The sequence below is a fragment of the Chloroflexota bacterium genome (genome assembly GCA_014360825.1).
Lineage (GTDB): Bacteria > Chloroflexota > Anaerolineae > UBA2200 > JACIWT01 > JACIWT01.
The window spans coordinates 75,002-91,953 of record JACIWT010000008.1; the positions used below are offsets into that span (position 1 = coordinate 75,002).

The 16,952-nt window shown below is 60.7% G+C and carries 18 protein-coding genes; 13 read left to right on the forward strand and 5 right to left on the reverse strand.

Features of this window, described 5'->3' with window-relative positions; translation table 11 throughout:
- Position 1 precedes the first annotated feature (1 nt).
- The 8 genes from H5T64_06985 (at position 2) to H5T64_07020 (ending at position 5,695) form a co-directional block, all read left to right on the forward strand.
- A complete protein-coding gene (locus H5T64_06985) occupies positions 2-412 on the forward strand; it encodes a hypothetical protein (protein ID MBC7264090.1) in 411 nt (136 codons plus the stop codon).
- Positions 413-468: 56 nt separating this feature from the next.
- The gene (locus H5T64_06990) at positions 469-1,497 is read left to right on the forward strand and encodes a zinc-dependent alcohol dehydrogenase family protein (protein MBC7264091.1); all 1,029 of its coding nucleotides are present in this window, start codon (positions 469-471) and stop codon (positions 1,495-1,497) included.
- 97 nt (positions 1,498-1,594) lie between these two features.
- A complete protein-coding gene (locus tag H5T64_06995) occupies positions 1,595-2,290 on the forward strand; it encodes a hypothetical protein (protein ID MBC7264092.1) in 696 nt (231 codons plus the stop codon).
- Between the two features lie 29 nt (positions 2,291-2,319).
- Complete coding sequence (locus H5T64_07000; protein ID MBC7264093.1) at positions 2,320-2,595, forward strand: DUF4258 domain-containing protein; 276 nt, start codon at positions 2,320-2,322, stop codon at positions 2,593-2,595.
- Positions 2,596-2,597: 2 nt separating this feature from the next.
- Positions 2,598-2,804, forward strand: a complete 207-nt coding sequence (locus tag H5T64_07005) for a DUF2283 domain-containing protein (GenBank protein MBC7264094.1) — start codon at positions 2,598-2,600, stop codon at positions 2,802-2,804.
- Between the two features lie 301 nt (positions 2,805-3,105).
- Positions 3,106-4,437, forward strand: a complete 1,332-nt coding sequence (locus H5T64_07010) for a hypothetical protein (protein ID MBC7264095.1) — start codon at positions 3,106-3,108, stop codon at positions 4,435-4,437.
- 632 nt (positions 4,438-5,069) lie between these two features.
- The gene (locus tag H5T64_07015) at positions 5,070-5,267 is read left to right on the forward strand and encodes a cold-shock protein (GenBank protein MBC7264096.1); all 198 of its coding nucleotides are present in this window, start codon (positions 5,070-5,072) and stop codon (positions 5,265-5,267) included.
- Between the two features lie 170 nt (positions 5,268-5,437).
- Positions 5,438-5,695: a hypothetical protein gene (locus H5T64_07020; protein ID MBC7264097.1), complete on the forward strand. Its 258-nt coding sequence runs from the start codon at positions 5,438-5,440 to the stop codon at positions 5,693-5,695.
- An 8-nt stretch (positions 5,696-5,703) separates the two neighbouring features.
- Here H5T64_07020 and H5T64_07025 read toward each other — a convergent pair whose 3' ends face one another.
- The gene (locus H5T64_07025; GenBank protein MBC7264098.1) at positions 5,704-6,228 is read right to left on the reverse strand and encodes a hypothetical protein; all 525 of its coding nucleotides are present in this window, start codon (positions 6,226-6,228) and stop codon (positions 5,704-5,706) included.
- Positions 6,229-6,316: 88 nt separating this feature from the next.
- Complete coding sequence (locus tag H5T64_07030) at positions 6,317-6,772, reverse strand: GxxExxY protein (protein MBC7264099.1); 456 nt, start codon at positions 6,770-6,772, stop codon at positions 6,317-6,319.
- Between the two features lie 225 nt (positions 6,773-6,997).
- On the opposite strand from H5T64_07030, the gene H5T64_07035 reads away from it, so the two are divergent.
- The 5 genes from H5T64_07035 to H5T64_07055 all read left to right on the forward strand — a co-directional run bounded on the left by H5T64_07035 (position 6,998) and on the right by H5T64_07055 (position 13,365).
- Positions 6,998-7,624, forward strand: coding sequence for a hypothetical protein (locus H5T64_07035; protein MBC7264100.1), 627 nt, complete (start codon positions 6,998-7,000; stop codon positions 7,622-7,624).
- Positions 7,621-8,088, forward strand: a complete 468-nt coding sequence (locus tag H5T64_07040; protein MBC7264101.1) for a hypothetical protein — start codon at positions 7,621-7,623, stop codon at positions 8,086-8,088. The genes H5T64_07035 and H5T64_07040 overlap by 4 nt, the downstream gene beginning before the upstream one ends.
- Positions 8,089-8,102: 14 nt before the next feature.
- Positions 8,103-10,262, forward strand: coding sequence for a hypothetical protein (locus tag H5T64_07045; GenBank protein ID MBC7264102.1), 2,160 nt, complete (start codon positions 8,103-8,105; stop codon positions 10,260-10,262).
- Positions 10,263-10,521: 259 nt separating this feature from the next.
- Positions 10,522-10,815, forward strand: coding sequence for a hypothetical protein (locus tag H5T64_07050; protein ID MBC7264103.1), 294 nt, complete (start codon positions 10,522-10,524; stop codon positions 10,813-10,815).
- Positions 10,816-11,076: 261 nt separating this feature from the next.
- On the forward strand, positions 11,077-13,365 hold the full coding sequence (locus tag H5T64_07055; protein ID MBC7264104.1) for a YfhO family protein: 2,289 nt from the start codon (positions 11,077-11,079) through the stop codon (positions 13,363-13,365).
- Between the two features lie 9 nt (positions 13,366-13,374).
- Here the strand turns inward: H5T64_07055 and H5T64_07060 are convergent, their stop codons facing one another.
- From H5T64_07060 to H5T64_07070, 3 genes are all read right to left on the reverse strand, one after another.
- Positions 13,375-13,809, reverse strand: coding sequence for an SCP2 sterol-binding domain-containing protein (locus H5T64_07060; GenBank protein ID MBC7264105.1), 435 nt, complete (start codon positions 13,807-13,809; stop codon positions 13,375-13,377).
- Positions 13,806-14,831, reverse strand: a complete 1,026-nt coding sequence (locus H5T64_07065; GenBank protein MBC7264106.1) for an alcohol dehydrogenase catalytic domain-containing protein — start codon at positions 14,829-14,831, stop codon at positions 13,806-13,808. The genes H5T64_07060 and H5T64_07065 overlap by 4 nt, the downstream gene beginning before the upstream one ends.
- Positions 14,832-14,902: 71 nt before the next feature.
- A complete protein-coding gene (locus tag H5T64_07070; protein MBC7264107.1) occupies positions 14,903-16,633 on the reverse strand; it encodes a thiamine pyrophosphate-binding protein in 1,731 nt (576 codons plus the stop codon).
- Between the last annotated feature and the right edge of the window lie 319 nt (positions 16,634-16,952).

Consider the following 16,952-nt stretch of genomic DNA (forward strand, 5'->3'; position numbering starts at 1 on the left):
CATGGACTGGTTCAGAAAGCGCTCTGCGAGCAGCAAGAAGGACCCGCTGAGAGACGAGATTGAGCAAACCATACGAGTGTATTTGGAAGCCGTGCGTTATTTGTCGCTGTGTGGCCCCTTCAACGAAACGAAATTCGATCAAGTAGATCGCATCTTATCGCGAGCGCCCAAGGGAGCACTGGACCCAGCCAAAAAGGCACAGATCAAAGAGTCCGTGCGCTACATACTCCCAGAAGGTGGACTCGGTCCATGGGATCAGGTGGGCGTGATGATGTACCGATCCCTCATGGAGGCGGTCACCATGTTCATGGATTTACTGTGGAAACTCCGGCCGGATGATCGCACCAAGGAATTCACCCGTTGGGCACGCGACGATTTGGTGGAAATCAAAGGATTGATGGAGGCAAAATAGTAAAGCCGAGAACGCCAAGTCTATGAATTTCTCCGCGGCGCAAACGAGGGATTTGAATGAAAGCGATGGTACTGAACAGGCTCTGTCGCCTGGAGGAGAACGAGACCCCACTGGAACTCACCACCCTGCCCGACCCGATCCCCGGGGAGAAGGAAATCCTGGTGAAAGTGTCCGCCTGTGGGGTTTGCCACACCGAACTGGACGAAATCGAGGGGCGAACACCGCCACCCATTCTGCCCATTGTCCTGGGTCACCAGGTGGTGGGGAGAGTCGAAGATCTCGGTCCCAAAGCGAGCATCTTCCGGGTCGGGGATCGGGTTGGAATCGCCTGGATTTATTCTGCGTGCGGGAAATGCAAGTTCTGCCTGGCAGGGAACGAGAACCTGTGCCCCGAGTTCAAGGCTACGGGCCGAGACGCAAACGGCGGATACGCCCAGTATATGACCGTGCCCGAGGATTTCGCCTATCCCATTCCCGATGTCTTTTCGGACGCGGAAGCAGCGCCCCTTCTGTGCGCTGGGGCGATCGGCTACCGATCCCTGAGATTATGCGATCTCAAGGATGGGGGGAACCTGGGCCTCACCGGATTTGGGGCTTCGGCGCACTTGGTGCTGAAGATGGTGAGACACCGCTATCCGAACGCCAGGGTCTTCGTGTTCGCCAGGAGCGAAGGGGAAAGGGCGTTTGCCAGGGAATTAGGCGCCGTCTGGGCCGGGGATGTGGGAGAGGAATGCCCGGTGAAATTGGATTGCATCATGGATACCACGCCGGTCTGGAAACCAGTGGTGGAGGCGCTAGCGAATCTCGAGCCTGGCGGAAGGCTGGTCATTAACGCCATCCGCAAGGAAGAAGCAGACAAAGACCATCTTCTCCGCGTAGATTATCCCTCCCATCTGTGGATGGAGAAGGAGATCAAGAGCGTCGCCAATGTCACCAGGAGGGATGTGAGCGAATTCCTGGCCCTGGCAGCAGAAGTGCCCATCCGACCCGAGGTGCAGGAATACGCATTGGAAGAGGCGAATAAGGCCTTGCTGGAACTGAAAAGGCGGAAGATCCGGGGAGCGAAGGTTTTGAGGATAGATTGAGCAGAGAGATGGTGGTGACTGGGAGATACTCCATTTGACAGCGGCGAGGTTCGAGATATTATTAATAACCAAGAATCTTTCAAGGAGAGGGGAAGCGATGGAAACGAAAGCCCTTGAGAAGAGAACACCGTTGCTGGATATATTCACCGCCATCGCGGTGCTTGGCTCCCTTTGGGGTGTATCCGAGGTGGTTCTGGGAGGCGCGATGGCATCAGCGAACTTCCCGTACCGAGCCGCCATCCTGACCGGGATCGGGATGGGCATCCTGGGCATCGCCACCGGTGCTTTCAGGCGGCCCATGATGCTGGCGGGGGTGGCATTGGTGGCCATCCTGTGCAAGCAACTGGTAGTCCCCATCCTCCACGTCTCGGTCTTGTGCAAGGCAAACTCCTGCCTGGCCGTGATGCTGGAGGGACTTGCTCTGGCCGGAGTCGTGTCCTTTGCCGGACGCAAACTGGAGAGGGGCCATCTGGCCCGTGTAGCGAGTGGTGCGTCGGCGGCGCTGTTGGCGGCGGCGGCTTTCTACTTTGCTGGCATGCGGCTCGCGCCATGCCAGTACCTTCTATCCTTCAATCGCCCCGGGGGTTTCGTGGCCTTCTTAGCGGCGGAGGGTTTGCCGTGGGCAGTTTTCTCCGCACTCCTCTTCCCCGCAGGCTACTGGGTGGGAGCGCGACTCCGCGACGCTGTTCTCGCTCCGGGGACGAGGAGGCCCTCGCTTTATTACATTGCCTCGGCGGCACTGGTGGTTGGTTCCTGGATAGCGAGCGCCGTTGCCATCGCTGCCGGGCTTTAAGTTCGAGGGTAGTAGGAAAGACCGACCGTATGTCATGCCCAGACCCGCGAAACTATGTGCTCACCAATCACGCTCGCTGGGAAATGGAGCGACGGGGCATCACAGAAGACGAGGTGGATGGGGTTCTGACTACACCAGAACAGTGGTGGGAGATACGTTCTGGGCGTCGTGTTTATCAATCCAGGCTAACCTTTGGTGAACCGCCTAAGGTGTACTTGGTGCGTGTGTTTGTGGATGTACACCATGAGCCATTTGAGGTGGTTACTGTCTATCGCACCAGCAAGGTAGAGAAATATTGGAGATAGAAATGCGGGTAATTTACGACCCCCAAACAGATACGCTGACCATCATCCTGAGCGAAGCGCCTGTGGCAGAAAGCGATGAGGACAAGCCGGGCATCATCATTGATTACGATGCCGCAGGGAATGTAGTGTCGTTAGAGATATTAGACGCTTCGCGCCGGGTGATTCAGCCGACCCGAATGGTGTATGAATTAGCAGGGAAGCCGACTTAAGATATCGCCGTCGAGTAAATTCGACGACTGCTCTGCGAACCCCGAAGGAACCTCAGACCCAGCCTGAAAGTTCTCCCCCGGACCAAAGGTATTACTATCCTGCCCCCGGCCAACGGTCGGGGGCATATTCTTGGTGGGGCGAGGAGAGTAACGATACCGCACTGCCACCGTCATCAAGGGTGGTAACGCGGACAGCAGAGACATCGCACGAGTTGACTTGCTGGACGTGACGCGCTAAACTGCGCCCACGCCAGAGGTTGGACCACAGCGCGCCAATTCGCTTGTCGGAGGATAATCCATCTTGCGTGTCCGAATCATCGCCACACTGTTGACCCTCATAGCCTTGGTACTCTCTTCCGACGCCACCACAGCGTTGGTGCGCGTCGTCCCTGCGACACAGCAGATCAACGTCGGTGAGCAGACGACGGTGGACGTGCGCGTCGAGAACGTCAGCAATTTCTGGGGAGTGCAAGTGCGTTTGCGTTTCAACCCCACGGTGTTGCAGGTAGTAGATGCTGATCCCGCTGTGGATGGCGTGCAGGTCGAGTACGGCGACTTCCCGCCCCCTGTCACCGGCCAGACGTATGTCGCCCGCCGCAGCGCCGACAATAAGACAGGCGAAGTGCTCTACGCCGCAACGCTCATCTACGGGACCGCACCACTGAGCGGCAGTGGCACCATCTGTCGCATCACCTTCATCGCCATCGCCAATGGCACCAGCCCCCTGGCCTTGGATGAGGTGATCCTGGTGGATTCAAACACCCATGCCATCCCCGCCACCTCTACGTCGGGGCACATCCAGGTGGGCGAGGCTCCACCGCGCTTCGTCTATCTGCCAGTAGTGCGGGTGGGGTATCCGCCTATCACCCCCACCTATACGCCCACCCGCACGCCGACTGCAACACACACCTCCACCCCCACACCATCCCCCACTTTCACCGTTGGCCCCTCACCCACGGCAAGTGAGACGCCCACGAACACCGCCACGCCGACGCCATCCCTCAGCCCCACCAGTGGCCCCTCGCCCACGCCGAGCGAGACACCGACCAGCACTCATACGCCCACCAACACCCCGACGGGCACGAGCACCCCAACCGCGACGGTAACCCTTACCCCCACGCCCACTGGGTCACCCACGCCAGGGGGCCAGCAGTTAGTGGTCAACCCTGGCTTCGAGGACTACGAGGCTTGGCAGTACCGCACTACCTACCCATGCGCCAGCGCCTACACTGCAGCGCTCTCGTATAGGGGGATGCGCAGTTACCGGTTGGGCATCACGGATGGGCCTGATGGAGAATGTTGGTCATCTGTCTGGCAGGATATTACCATTCCCATCACTACGACGCGAGGGACCATCAGCTTCTGGTACTATCCCATCAGCGCCGATACACTGCCCTATGATCTCCAACTGGTGCGTATTCTGAACACACAGAACGAGTTTTTGGAAAATATCCTGCGCGTCTGCGAGAACACGCAAAGTTGGACCTACTACCAGACACCGCCGGAGTGGGATATCACCCGCTACGCTGGCCAGACCATCCGGCTGTACTTCGGGGTGAAGAATGACGGCGTCGGCGGACAGCCCACAGCAATGTACGTAGATGATGTGGAGATGAGGGTGTGGGGGCCTTAGACCTCACTATCCGCCCAAGTGGAGAGTGGACGCCTGCAATCCAAAAGTCGGTGCATCGTTTTTGCATGATTCGAGCGCGATTTGACTATTTTGACATGTCGTGTATAATATAAGCAGATTCAATCCCGCCCCCTTTTGGCCTAGCGCCGTCGCCGCCCGCCGTGCGCATCACCGCCCACATAGGAGAACTGCTCGGTGGACACCCTTTCGCTGGTCTTGCTCATCGTCGTCGCCTTTGCCTCTGTTGGGGCATTCATCCTGATCATGGCAGCCATCGCCAGTAAGATCCTGGGGCTGCGCTAAGATCTGCGAACAGACTTTGCGAGAGGATCTCAGGTTCCCGAAGCCCAAACGCTCTCGGTCGTTTGGTGCTACTCGCCGAAGTTGACCGATACTTACCCCACAGAGCACTGCAGCGATTTGACAGATTTGCGAATCTGCGTATAATGTTTTACTGTAGGATGTAGTTAGTACTTGTTCTGGGTAAACCAATCGGGCCACCTAGGGCAAACTCCTAGGTGGCCCTGTTTGTGGAGCGAGGTTGGACCGCTTGAGACCACGCCACCGAACAAGTACCTCCACCCTGCAACATCTACCAAAGGAAGGAGGTATGTCGGGACATGAGTGACAGAATGACCGGCACCGTCAAGTGGTTCAACCGAACCAAGGGTTACGGCTTCATCAGCCGCGAGAGCGGCAATGACGTGTTCGTGCACTTCTCGTCTATCCAAGGCGAAGGTTTCCGCAACCTAGACGAGGGTGACCACGTCGAGTTCGACATCGAAGACAGCCCCAAGGGGCCGCACGCTGTGAACGTCGTCAAGTTATAGCACGCCGCAACCAAAGAAGCCTCGGTGGGAACAGGGTTCCCGCCGAGGCTTTTTCATTTGCCACACCTTCTGAGCCCGATCGCGCCCCGCCGCCGTGTGGTCAAGCCACAGGCGCGATTTGACAAATTAGAACATTTGTGCTATTATAATGGCAGGAAGTGGGCAGGGCCATGGACGAACTGCTGCGCCGGCTACGGGAGAAGCAAGAGAACGAGAACCTGACCCTACAAGAGATGGCGCAGCGCATCGGTGTTACCGCCGCCTGCCTGTGTATGATCTACCGGCGGCAACGCTCGCCGGGGCGCAAGTTCCTCAGCGGTGTCCTCGTCGCCTACCCCGACCTACGCGAGTGCATCCTTCGCGCCCTGAGGGCAGACGTTGATAAGAATGGAAGCCAGCGGATTCCCACTGTGGACGGAGAGTACTAAGCACTCCCTTATCCGCTTATCCTGTCCCACACTTCCTCTAACCCGCCTACTAATTGCACGTTGGTTTCGGCCATTATCTCCGGTGGGATGGCGCTCACCAGTTCGCGGATCACGAACACTGGTTTATAGCCCGTCCACTTCGTCCAAGCGATCTCGGCGATGGTGCCACAACTCAGGCCAATGCACAGGAGCGCATCGGCAAGTTGGCAGAGGCGAGGATGCTGTTCGTCCCAGGTCAGGTCGTCCACGACCACATCGCACAAGTCCCGATGTCGCTCACACTCGGCGATCCGAGCCTGCAAATTCGACCCGCCGCGCGGGATAAGGCCGATTACCTTGGGCCCGCCCGCCCGCCGGTAAGCCTCCGCGGCGATGAGGCCCACACCCCGGTCGGGCACGACCACCAACTCGTGGCCCCGCGCCGCTAGTTCCTCTCCAGCCTGGGCTGCCAGGCGGCGGCACTCCTCCGCGCTCCACCCTCCTGCCGCTGCCACAGTCTCAATCGCCGTCGGGCCAATGATGGCTATTCGCAAGAAGTCCTCCCTGCAGTCGCTGTCAACGGATTATGAGAACGGATTGAACAGATTACACTTCAGTCGCCAAATCCGTTGACAGCACTTCTCATCCCTCTCCCTTAAGCCAGTCGGGAACAAACAGCCACTGCCGATTGATTCGGTGTTCGCTGATATTGCGGGGTGGCAGAATGCGACGATACTGCAGACTTCGTGTCCCAAAGTTGATCAGCAATCCCACCGGACACCCGGTCACTGCTAGATAGCCGATCACTTGCGCCAGGTGGCTATTATCCAGATCGCCCAAGGCCTTGATTTCCACTACGACTCGCTCTTCAACAATGAAGTCGGGAATGTAGAAACCCACTAGCACATCTCGATCATAGACCGGAAGGTTTTGTTGGGCCGTATAAGAGAGTTCCATCTCCGTGAAACTGATCTCCAAGCTGCGTTGATATTGCTGCTCTTTGAGACCCGGCCCCCATTGGCGATGAACAGCCATCGCTGCACCAATGATACGATAGGTCAAGTCCTCATGCGGCCCCTCAATGCGCTTGTTAGTCATCGCATCTCCCGTCCTAAATTGTTTCCGCGACCCTGCATTTGGCATTATATCATAACTGGTGGGTTTGTTCAATTGCAGCGCTGTCAGCGGATTCCGGGAACAGATTGAGTAGATTGGGTTGGTATCGAGAGTGCCTTTCTGGTAAGTAAATCCATTCAATCCGCTCCAAAAATCCGTTGACAGCGATCCGTTGACAGCAACCCCCAAGACAACAGGAGGCTCACGATGTCCAAATGGTCCACATTGGCAGACGCCATCGCTGACTTGGAAGCCCGGCTGCGCGATGCCGGCAACGCCGATTGGTCCGACGCCCAATTAGCCGAACATCTTGCCACTGCCCTGGAACGCTACAGCGCCGTCGCCCCCTACACCCGCATCGCTACCCTCACCGCCTCGGTCGGTCTGCGCCGCTACAGCCTGGCCGCGCTCTCCGACCGCTTCCCCGGCCGACGCGGCGTCGCGGCGGTGGAATGGCCCACCGGGCGCTATCCCCGCGCCTGGTGTCGCTTTGAAGTCGAATCCGACGCCGGCACCGACTACTTGGTCCTCCTCACCCTCGACGCTCCTGCCAGCGGCGATGCCATCTCCGTCCACACCCGCGGCCCCCATATCCTGGACGAGACCGACTCCACCATCCCCGAGACCGATCAACCCCACATCGTCAACGGGGCGGCCGGATACGCCGCCGAAGCATTGGCCCGCTCGCTGATGGGCAAGGTCACAGTGGAGCGGGCCTACGATGCTCTGGCCTCCTGGGGACGGCTGCGGGCCCGTGAGTTCGAGGTCTGGCTGCGTGAGGTGTCGTCCCGCGAGATCATCGCCGATCACCTGATTGTGGAGCCAGGTCTGTGAACACGGCCACCCTGCACGTCGAACCCGACCCACCCGATGGCGAACCCCACGTCATCCTCTACCATCCTGCCCAAGGCATCCGGGTCTGGTACCCCTGGGATGACCCGGCCCCCGCCCTATTCGCTCTGCGCTACGAGCGGGTGGTCACCTTTCGGGTCCGCCAATCTGACCTGCGCGCCCTGGCCTGCGGCGACCGTGCCTTGGCCCGCGCCCTAATCGAGCGCACCACCGACCTCCACGACCTGATCCGCCGCCGCACCGGGCGCCGTGTCTCCCTGCGCACCCTCGTCGCCCTCAACCTGGGCGAACCCCCTCCTGCTCCCTCCCCCGTCGACGAGGGCGGGCTGGCGTGGGAGGCGGCTACGGGCGCGCTTATCCTCCTCTCTGAACTATGGACACTCTACGCCGGCTGCGGACTTCTGTGGGTGGGCGAGAGCGAGCGCTTGGCCTGGCCGCCGGAATAGAGGAGTGATGCGTGATGCGTAACCTAACGGATACCTTGCGGGCGGCGGTGCGGTCACTGCGGCGCACACCTGCGGTTGAGGCGGATATTCGGGATAAGCAAGTGCGCTGGGAAACGCTTTACGGCGATGGCTGGATGTCCGTCGGTGACCTGTGCGCTGCTTGTGTGGCTGGTAGCACGATCGTGCGGGTGATGTTAGAAACAGATGGCGAGATCTGGACGCAGGTGATCACGGACGTCAACCAGGAAAGTCAATGGCAGTGGGGGGACCCCAACCCCTGGGTGTTGCGGGCGTCTAACGCCCTGCCCCCGCCCTACGGCGATGTGGCCATCGTCCGTGATGACAATGGCACGATTCGCGTTTTCTTCTTCGAGGGGACCTACACGCGGTTGATCAACGAGATTCAGTCCACCGATGGGGGCTACACCTGGAGCGCCAAGCGGACGGTGAAGAACTTAGGGAACTACTCCGGGAACTACTATTTCCGGATTGCTGCGGGTGGTGGTGAGGCGATTTTCTACGCTACCAGCATTGAGGGGATGCGCTACGTCTATCGGTGCGATTACAACGGCGGGTCGGTGCTACAGATCACGAACCTGGTAGACGAATACGGGCCTGAGTTTGACTACTGTCGGGGGTTGGCGGTGGCGTATCACGACTCGAAGTGGTATTTGGTGGCGGCGATACGGCGGTTGCAGGACTCCCGGATTGTCTCCACGGTAGTGAGTGAGGGGTCTTGGACTACGCCACAGCGGATAGTTCCTCCTGGGTATGCTTCGGCTGGGTTTGACCCCTGGTGGCCTTCCTTGACCTATTGTGAAGGTGCCACAGAGGGGCAAGTATGGGCACTGATCTATATAGATGACTTCTCGGCGTCTGGTATGGAATGGCGGATGCCGATGTACATTAAGTCGCGGGATTTCGACCACTGGAGTTATGCCACGCCTTTGAATGAGGACATGACGAACCTCCATCGGGTTTGTGCCACCTGGTTCAACCTGGCGCTGTATGCCAACTCAGAGGCCACGGTGAACCGGGCGCGGTTTTACTACGGTGGGCATGCGGATATGAACTGGACCTGTCCACAGAGTCGGATCTTGGGCTACTGGTGCCTGGAGCGGCCAGGCCATGGGCGGTTGGTGGTGGACCTGGATAATTCCGATGGCGCACTCAACGACCTGGGCCAGCCAGGGGCGACAGAGGAGGCGGTGAAGCTACTATCTGTGGTGGTATTAAAACAGGGATATACCACCAGTAGTGGTAGGGAGCTGGTGGAGATGCGCCCGTTCTTCATTGATCGGATTGAGCGCCGCGTCGGGGCGTCGGGGACGCGGTGGGTGCGTCCGTCGGCGTGGGTGAGGCTTTACTGTGTGGACGGGTGGGAACTGTTTCGGCGGTGGAAAGCGGATGCGACCTTCACGTTCAAGGGTAAGACGGTGAAGTGGGTGATAGAGGAGTTAGCGGCGCGGGTGGGCTTTTTCTCGGTGATGTTCGATGGGTCCCCTGAGTGGGACACCATCGTCGAGAACGTAGCGGTGTCTGGACACATCCTGGGCTATTGGGGGCGGTACGTGCGTGCTTGGGGGCGGTGGTGGCCTGCGGATCAGTACAGTGGGGCGCTGGAGACGCCGCGAACGGGCTTGCAGGTACTGAACGACCTGTTATCGTTGGTGGGTGGGCGTGCGCGTTGGGGTAGTGGTTTTTACACAGGGGGCTTGTATTGTTTCATTCCGTGGAAGCAGTCATCGGACCCGCCCACGGATTACGACTATGGGACCAGCAATGAGATACTTCGTGGGTCCTATTTAGTGGGCGTAGTAGGGCCGACGCGGGTGCGAGCGGTGGGATATGGGGCGGGTTATCAGGTCAAGGACATACAGCGGGCAAGTGAACTGGGGATGGACACATTTGATGTGGTATCGCGTCGGCAGTGGAATACGGTGCAGTTGTGTTGGTCTGCGGCTGAGGCGGTGATAAGGGATAGCCAGGCGATGAACTATTCGGGGTGGTTTGAGGCGGGGTTGAATCCGGCGCTGGAGTTGTTCGATTTCATTGGGATTACGGATGCAAGGGCTGGGCTTGCTTCAGCCAAGCGGCGGGTGGTGGGCATTGAGCACGTGTGGGAGCCTGGACGTGGGACATATCAGCAGCGGGTATGGATTGAGGGGGTATAAAGATGCAGGGTGCAGGGGGCAGGAGGCAAGAGGTAGGGAGTTCCGTGCAATTGGTGATTTCAGCGTCGCCCCTCCCCTGCAGCCCGTGCTATCGCTTGTCATATTATCACAGGAGCCGCGTGGCGTCAAGACCTGTGATCGAATAAGAGAGACAATGGGCTTAAGCCCATTGTCCCAGCCCATTGTCTAAGCGCAACGCATCGCCGTCTGGAGACGGCTCCCACGATCGCGCCGATTATCTGCTAACTGGAGGTATCCCATGATCATCCACCCCGCTATCATCCGCGCCTTCGACGAAGCGTCGTGGACGGCGACCGTCGAACTGGTCGGCTACGAGAACTCGCTTCTAATGGGCGTACCGGTGGCTATGGACATCCGCCCTGACCTGATCGCGCCGGGGGTGCAATGCGGGGTCCTCCTCTTCGACGACATCAACCCGGCCGATGGGTGCGTGTTCTGTCTCTACGGGGCGACTCCCGCCCCCGACCCGCGCTTCGACCCAGTGCACGGTCACCGCCACCGCGGCCTGGAGGGCGATGGGCCGAAACTGTGAAGGGATGGTGGTCCGCGGATACATAGCGGATGAACGGATTGCTATCAGCGGATGGGTAGCGGATTAGCGGATATATGGGCGATAGGGCGATGCATTCGCTAATCCGCTATGCCGAAGGACATCCGCTGATGAACTATCAGCGAATTGAGGTGAGTTTCCACACCCGCTCCGGGGAGAAGAAAACACTTTGACAAGATCACCCTGGCTGTATATAGTGGGGTGGACGGTCGTATCTCTTCGGCCTGCCAACGAGGGTGTTGAATGCAATCTCGCACGCCAGGGTATGCTCAGGCGAAACAAAAGTGCTGGCAAGATGCGCTTTCGCTCGCCACACTGACGCTGCTCGTACTGGCGTTTTTCTGGCCCCTGCTCTCCGGCCGCTACTGGATACCGTGGGGCGGCGGCGACCTGGTCTCCTTTCTGTGGCCCACCTGGCGCTTTGCCGCGCGCTCCCTGCGCCAGGGGATTTTCCCTCTGTGGAACCCGACCCTCTACGCCGGTGCACCCTTCGCCGCCGATCACCAGTCCTGCCTCTTCTACCCCATCCACCTGCTCCTCTTCCTGGTGGGTGGGGAGCCAAGTTATGAGGTTATGGAGGGGCTGGTGGTTTACCACATAGTTCTCGCCGCCGCGCTGATGTACCTCCTCCTGCGCGACAAGGGCCTCAGCCGAACCGCGTCTGTCTTCGGGGGGCTTGCTTTTACCCTATCCGACCCTTTCATCACCCACATCGGCAACCTCAACCTCAACGCCACCATCGCTTACCTGCCCGCGCTGATCCTGCTCGCCGATCGCGCCTTCACCCGCCGGTCCTTGCACTTCGCCGCGGCAGCGGAGGCAGTGCTGGCCATTGCAGCCCTGGCGGGACACGGGCAAATGCTGCTCTTCCTCGGCCTGGCTCTCGCCATCCTGACGCTATATCGCATCTATGCTGCCAGGCGGCTGGGCGTTCGAGCGGCCGCGGGTGTGGCGGCTCTGGCAGCGATAGTCGTCCTGGTGGGTATGGCGGCGGCAGCAGTGGCCCTCTACCCCGCCTATGAGTTGGGGTCCCATACCGCCCGCGCCGGACTATCGTGGGCAGAAGCGACCCGCTACTCTCTGCCCTGGCAAGCGCTGGTTGGGTTGGTGGTCCCCGGCTTCTATGGTCGCGGACCTCAGAACTTTTGGGGCTCATGGGATCGGGTCGAGGTGGGATATGTGGGCGTATTGACACTGGCCTTGGCCGTGGCGGGATTGCTGGCGGGGCGAAGGAAGGAAAGCCCGATCTCCACCGACGTGGGGCAATTTCCAGCGGCGTTCTTCGCCCTCCTGGTGGTCGTCGGATTTGCCCTGGCCCTCGGAGGCCACACTCCCGTCTACCGTTTGATCTACTGGCTGCCGGGGTTCCGCGGCGTCCGCGCCCCCGCCCGGCTGGTGGTACTAGGCGACTTCGGGTTGGCCGCGCTGGCCGCTTACGGGCTGGACCGTATCCGCCATTCGCGCCGCGGTCAGATCGCGGTTATCGTTATGTTAACTGCCGCGCTCGTCCTATCCGCCTGGCTACTTAGGGCTGTATCTGTTCCCGCCGACCGGTGGGAGAGGACGCGAAATGCCCTCTGGATGGCGGTGGCTTTGTGTTGCCTGGGGCTATTGTGGCTCTGGGCAGTGGCGCGCAGATATGGGACACGCTGGCTGGGCGGGGTTGCCGTCGCGATTCTGGCCCTCGACCTGATCCTGAGCGGCTCGATGGTGGAGGTCCAGCGGGAGGATCCGACCACGGGTTACCAGCATGATGATGTCGTAGCATTCTTGCGCCGCGACCCGGGTCTCTACCGCATTGACTCCAGCGCCGCCAGCGCCTGGCAACCCGACGCCGCCGCCGTATACGGCCTATACGATATCGGTGGAGTCGCCAATCCGCTGAATCTCGCCACCTATGAGACCTACCGCTGGAGCATCGGGGCGCGAGGCGACAGGCTGTACGGACTCTTGGGGGTCAAATACGTGTTGGCCGATAAGGGCAGCCCTCCCGGAGACGAGCGGCTGGTGCCCGTTTACACCGCTGGGTCCGACGTGGATATCTACCTGAACACCACCGCCTATCCAATGGCGCAACTCATCTACCAAGCGGTGGAGGTGGAAAGCGCTGAGGCCGCCTTGGCTGCGGTTCACGCCCCCGATTTTGACCCGGCGCAAATCGTGGTGCTGCAAGAGAAACCGATGCCGGTCCAGGAGCCGGGCAACCAGCCCCGTTCCATTTCTTTCATCGAATACTCGTGCAATCGTCTCTCGCTCCAGGTGAGTACGCCCACGCCCGCCTATCTCCTGCTGAGCGAGGTCTATTATCCTGGCTGGCGGGCGACCATAGATAGTCAGCCGACGAGGGTCCTCCAGGCGGACTACCTTTTCCGCGCCATCTACATCCCCCCAGGAGACCATGAAGTGCGCCTCTGGTTTTCGCCCTCCAGTTTCTGGATTGGGCTGTCCTTGAGCGCGCTAAGTTGGTTGGGATTGGCAGCCTGGGGCCTCGCCTGGTGGAAGAAATTTTTCCGCCAGCGTGGCACCACCTGACCACTGCCGCTACTTTGGCTCGCCGGGCAGGTTGTATTGGGCGTAGTTGCCCTCAAACTCGGTGGGGATGGTGCGCAGGATTTCCACCCAGCGAATGATGCGGTTGGCGCCCTGCAAGAGTTGCAGGAATGGGCCCTGGGTCTTGAGTTTGCGCATCGTGATGGCCTTGGTGGCTCCCATCTTGCCGCGCAGGATATCTACCCACACGCCGTACGAGCCGGACAGGGTGAACTGGGTGGGACGCTGCCCTAGCCAAACCGCGTTCATCTTCCCGTCCACGTTGTCGAAGCCGACCACGATCTGCTCGGCTACACCCTGGGCGGGTTCGGGCTCGAGAACGAGAGTGTACGACTCGTTGTTCCCCTTCGCTAGTTCGAGATACTCCGGGTCGGCGTTGGTTCTCTTCTTGACCTCTTCCAGATACTCCAAAGAACCCAGTTTCATGATTCCCCTCCTATCTGAACCAGGATTTTGACGGCTCCGGAGCCGGGTGTATCTAACAGATGGAACCCCTTGGTCACCACGTCATTTAGAGCGATCTCGTGGGAGATCAGCGATTCTACATCTACCCGGTGTTGGGCGATGAAGTCTATGGCAGCGGGAAACTCGGCCCGTCCCATAAGGCTGCCCTCAATGCACAAGTCGCCCATGACCACGCTCATGAAATCGGTCTCCACTGGCTCCACGCACAGGCCGATGAGGAAGATCTGCCCGCCCTTGCGGACGAGGGAGATGGCGTCGCGGAATGGCTCTGGCGCGCCAGTGCAGATGTACACCACGTCGGGGCCCCAGCCATCGGTCAGGTCGGCTAACGCAACGCCCACGTGGTCGCGGTTCGGGTCCAGCACGGCCGCCGCACCGAGCCGACCTGCCAGCGCTGCACGGACCGGGTCCACTTCAGTCACGGCCGCCGTTCGCGCCCCAGCCAGCAGGGCGCACTGCAGGGTTAGCAGCCCGATGGGGCCAGCACCCATCACCAACGCGTTGTCCCCCGGCTTGAGTCGTGAGCGCCGGACGCCATGCAGTGCGATGGTAAGCGACTCCACCAGCGCGCCCTGGCGCAGGGTAACACCATCGGGCAAGCGATGGAGGCCCCGGACAGGAGCCTTCACGTACTCTGCCATGCCCCCATCGTGGCTGACGCCGATCATCATCACACTCTCGCAAGCATCCGGCCGCCCCTCTCGACAGGGCAAGCACTCACCGCAGGGGATGGCATCGTTTACCACCACCCGATCGCCGATTCGCCAGTCCGCCACGCCCGGGCCCACCTCCACAATGGTGCCGGCGAACTCGTGTCCGATGACCAACCCCGGCTCGTACATCCCGGTGTGGAATGCCTCCAAATCGGTCCCGCAGATGCCACAGTACCCAACGCGGATCAGCGCCTCACCGCGGTCCAATTCAGGCCGTGGCACCTCTGTTACCTCGATTTGTCCTCTCCCTCGGAAGACCGCCGCCTTCATTGCTCTTCCTGCCCCTTGCATCTTGCATCCTGCCCCTTGCATCCCGCCTCTTGCATCCTGCCTCCTGCCCATCACCGCGGCAACTCACACCCCTCCATCCACACCGCGTCCAGGTTCTCCAGGTCAGGCGGGGTCAGATGGGCCCACTGATCCACCACCACGTCCAGGACCGCCGGCTTGCCCGAGGCCACCGCGCGTTCCAGTGCCGGCCTGATCTCCTTCGCTTCCTCCACCCGTTCGCCGTGGCAGCCCATCGCCCGCGCTATCAGGTCGTAGCGGATGTCGCTGAAATCCACGCCGATGTAGCAGGCATCATAAGCGGCCATCTGGGTGGCCTTGATCATGCCCCACTGGCGGTCGTTGACGACGATGGCAACCAACGGTACATTCAGCCGCGCGGCGGTCTCCAATTCCTGGATGTTCAGGCCAAAGGCCCCGTCGCCGCAGATGGCATACAACATACGATCGGGCCGGGCCAGTTTAGCGCCGATGGCGTAGGGTAGCCCTGCCCCCAGATGACCCGAATCGGCCGCCCAGAGGAACGAACGGGGCGCATAGATGCGGTTCAGATAATGCGCCCACACCGCAGTGTTGCCGCCGTCCACAACGGAGATGGCGTCGCGCGGGAAGAAGGTGCGCACATCCCGGACCAGGCGCAGGGGATGGATCGGTTTCTTGTCCGATGCGGCCTGTTTCTCGAACTGGGCCAGCCAAGCCTCCTGAGTGGCCCGATATTCCGCCATTTCGGGGCGCTCGGGGATAGGGGACGTCAGGCGCTTCACGGCCTCGATGAGGGCGCGCAGGGTAGCCTTGGCATCGCCGATCAGGGCCAGGTCCACGGGGCGATTGAGCCCCACGTTCTCGGGCTCGATGTCAATCTGGATCAGTTTCTGCTGGTCGGGCTCGCCCCAGTAGGGAGGCTGACCCCAGAAATCCACATCGCCCATTCGCCCGCCGATCAAAAGGACGACGTCGGCTGCCGCCTGAGCGCCGAGGGCACCGTACCCCCCAGCGATGAGACAGAGCGGGTGATCCTCCGGGATCGCGCCACAGGCTCCCTGGCTTGTGGTAACCGGAGCGGAGAGGTACTCCGCCAGTTCGCGGACTTCATCCCATGCGCCCGAACGCAACACACCGCCGCCGGGGTGCAGTAGCGGGCGCTCTGCCTCCACCAGCATCCGCGCCGCCTGTTCGATCAGATCCGGCTGAGCCATCGGCCCGCGGTCGGCCCGGTAGCGCGCCGGGGGATAAGGATGGAAGGCCAGAGACGCCTCGTCGCCTGTGGCCACCATCACATCCACGTGTAGGTCCAGGTGCACTGGCCCGGGACGACCCGACACGGCAACGCGGAAGGCGCGCTGCACCAGTTCTGGGATCCGCCGCCAGTGGGTTACCCGCGCCCTCCACTTGGTAATCGGGGCGAATAGGTCCACCTGGGCCAGGGACTGCATAGAACCGTGCTCGGGGTAACTCTTCCAGGTCTGGTTCTGGGCGGTCAGGATGATCATTGGGATGGAGTCGGCCCAGGCGGCGTACACGCCGGGCACCAGGTCGGCGGCGCCGGGCCCCACCGTGCCCATACAGACGCCGGGCTCACCGGTCACGCGGGCGTAGGCGTCGGCCATGTGAGCGGCAGCCTGCTCGTGGCGGGTCATGATGAACTGCATGCCCACCTCGGTGCCCAAGCGCCGGATGGCATCGAGGATGGGGCACAACTGCCCGCCCGGGATGCCGAAGACAAACCGCACCTTCTCCTGGATCAGACATTGGACCAGGACATCCGCACCCATGATTGCGCTCATTGTTCCCTCCTCTCTGTGCGTTAGGCCAGTAGGGGCACCCCTTGTGGGTGCCCAGGGCGGCAACACAGGACTGCCCCGACGATGACGCTCGCGAATTCAGTATAACGCAGCCGAGGGCGAAAGTCAATGGCCTGGAGTTGGTTCAGCGAGCTGAACGCGAGGGCGGTAGCAAGCAGCCGCAGAAGATGTGGCACGAGGGAAGGCGACGTGCAGGCTCAGGTAAAGAAGTGAGGGCTGTTACAAAATCCCTTGACAGGCGATAATTCTACGCCGATGTTCTCCCGCAGTTACACTGCAGGCCTTGTTCGCGCCTCTTGGC

Coding starts and splice junctions, on each gene's coding strand:
- H5T64_06985 (MBC7264090.1), top strand. CDS start 2: ATGGACTGGTTCAGAAAGCGCTCTGCGAGCAGCAAGAAGGACCCGCTG.
- H5T64_06990 (MBC7264091.1), top strand. CDS start 469: ATGAAAGCGATGGTACTGAACAGGCTCTGTCGCCTGGAGGAGAACGAG.
- H5T64_06995 (MBC7264092.1), top strand. CDS start 1,595: ATGGAAACGAAAGCCCTTGAGAAGAGAACACCGTTGCTGGATATATTC.
- H5T64_07000 (MBC7264093.1), top strand. CDS start 2,320: ATGTCATGCCCAGACCCGCGAAACTATGTGCTCACCAATCACGCTCGC.
- H5T64_07005 (MBC7264094.1), top strand. CDS start 2,598: ATGCGGGTAATTTACGACCCCCAAACAGATACGCTGACCATCATCCTG.
- H5T64_07015 (MBC7264096.1), top strand. CDS start 5,070: ATGACCGGCACCGTCAAGTGGTTCAACCGAACCAAGGGTTACGGCTTC.
- H5T64_07020 (MBC7264097.1), top strand. CDS start 5,438: ATGGACGAACTGCTGCGCCGGCTACGGGAGAAGCAAGAGAACGAGAAC.
- H5T64_07030 (MBC7264099.1), bottom strand. CDS start 6,772: ATGACTAACAAGCGCATTGAGGGGCCGCATGAGGACTTGACCTATCGT.
- H5T64_07035 (MBC7264100.1), top strand. CDS start 6,998: ATGTCCAAATGGTCCACATTGGCAGACGCCATCGCTGACTTGGAAGCC.
- H5T64_07045 (MBC7264102.1), top strand. CDS start 8,103: ATGCGTAACCTAACGGATACCTTGCGGGCGGCGGTGCGGTCACTGCGG.
- H5T64_07050 (MBC7264103.1), top strand. CDS start 10,522: ATGATCATCCACCCCGCTATCATCCGCGCCTTCGACGAAGCGTCGTGG.
- H5T64_07055 (MBC7264104.1), top strand. CDS start 11,077: ATGCAATCTCGCACGCCAGGGTATGCTCAGGCGAAACAAAAGTGCTGG.
- H5T64_07060 (MBC7264105.1), bottom strand. CDS start 13,809: ATGAAACTGGGTTCTTTGGAGTATCTGGAAGAGGTCAAGAAGAGAACC.
- H5T64_07065 (MBC7264106.1), bottom strand. CDS start 14,831: ATGAAGGCGGCGGTCTTCCGAGGGAGAGGACAAATCGAGGTAACAGAG.
- H5T64_07070 (MBC7264107.1), bottom strand. CDS start 16,633: ATGAGCGCAATCATGGGTGCGGATGTCCTGGTCCAATGTCTGATCCAG.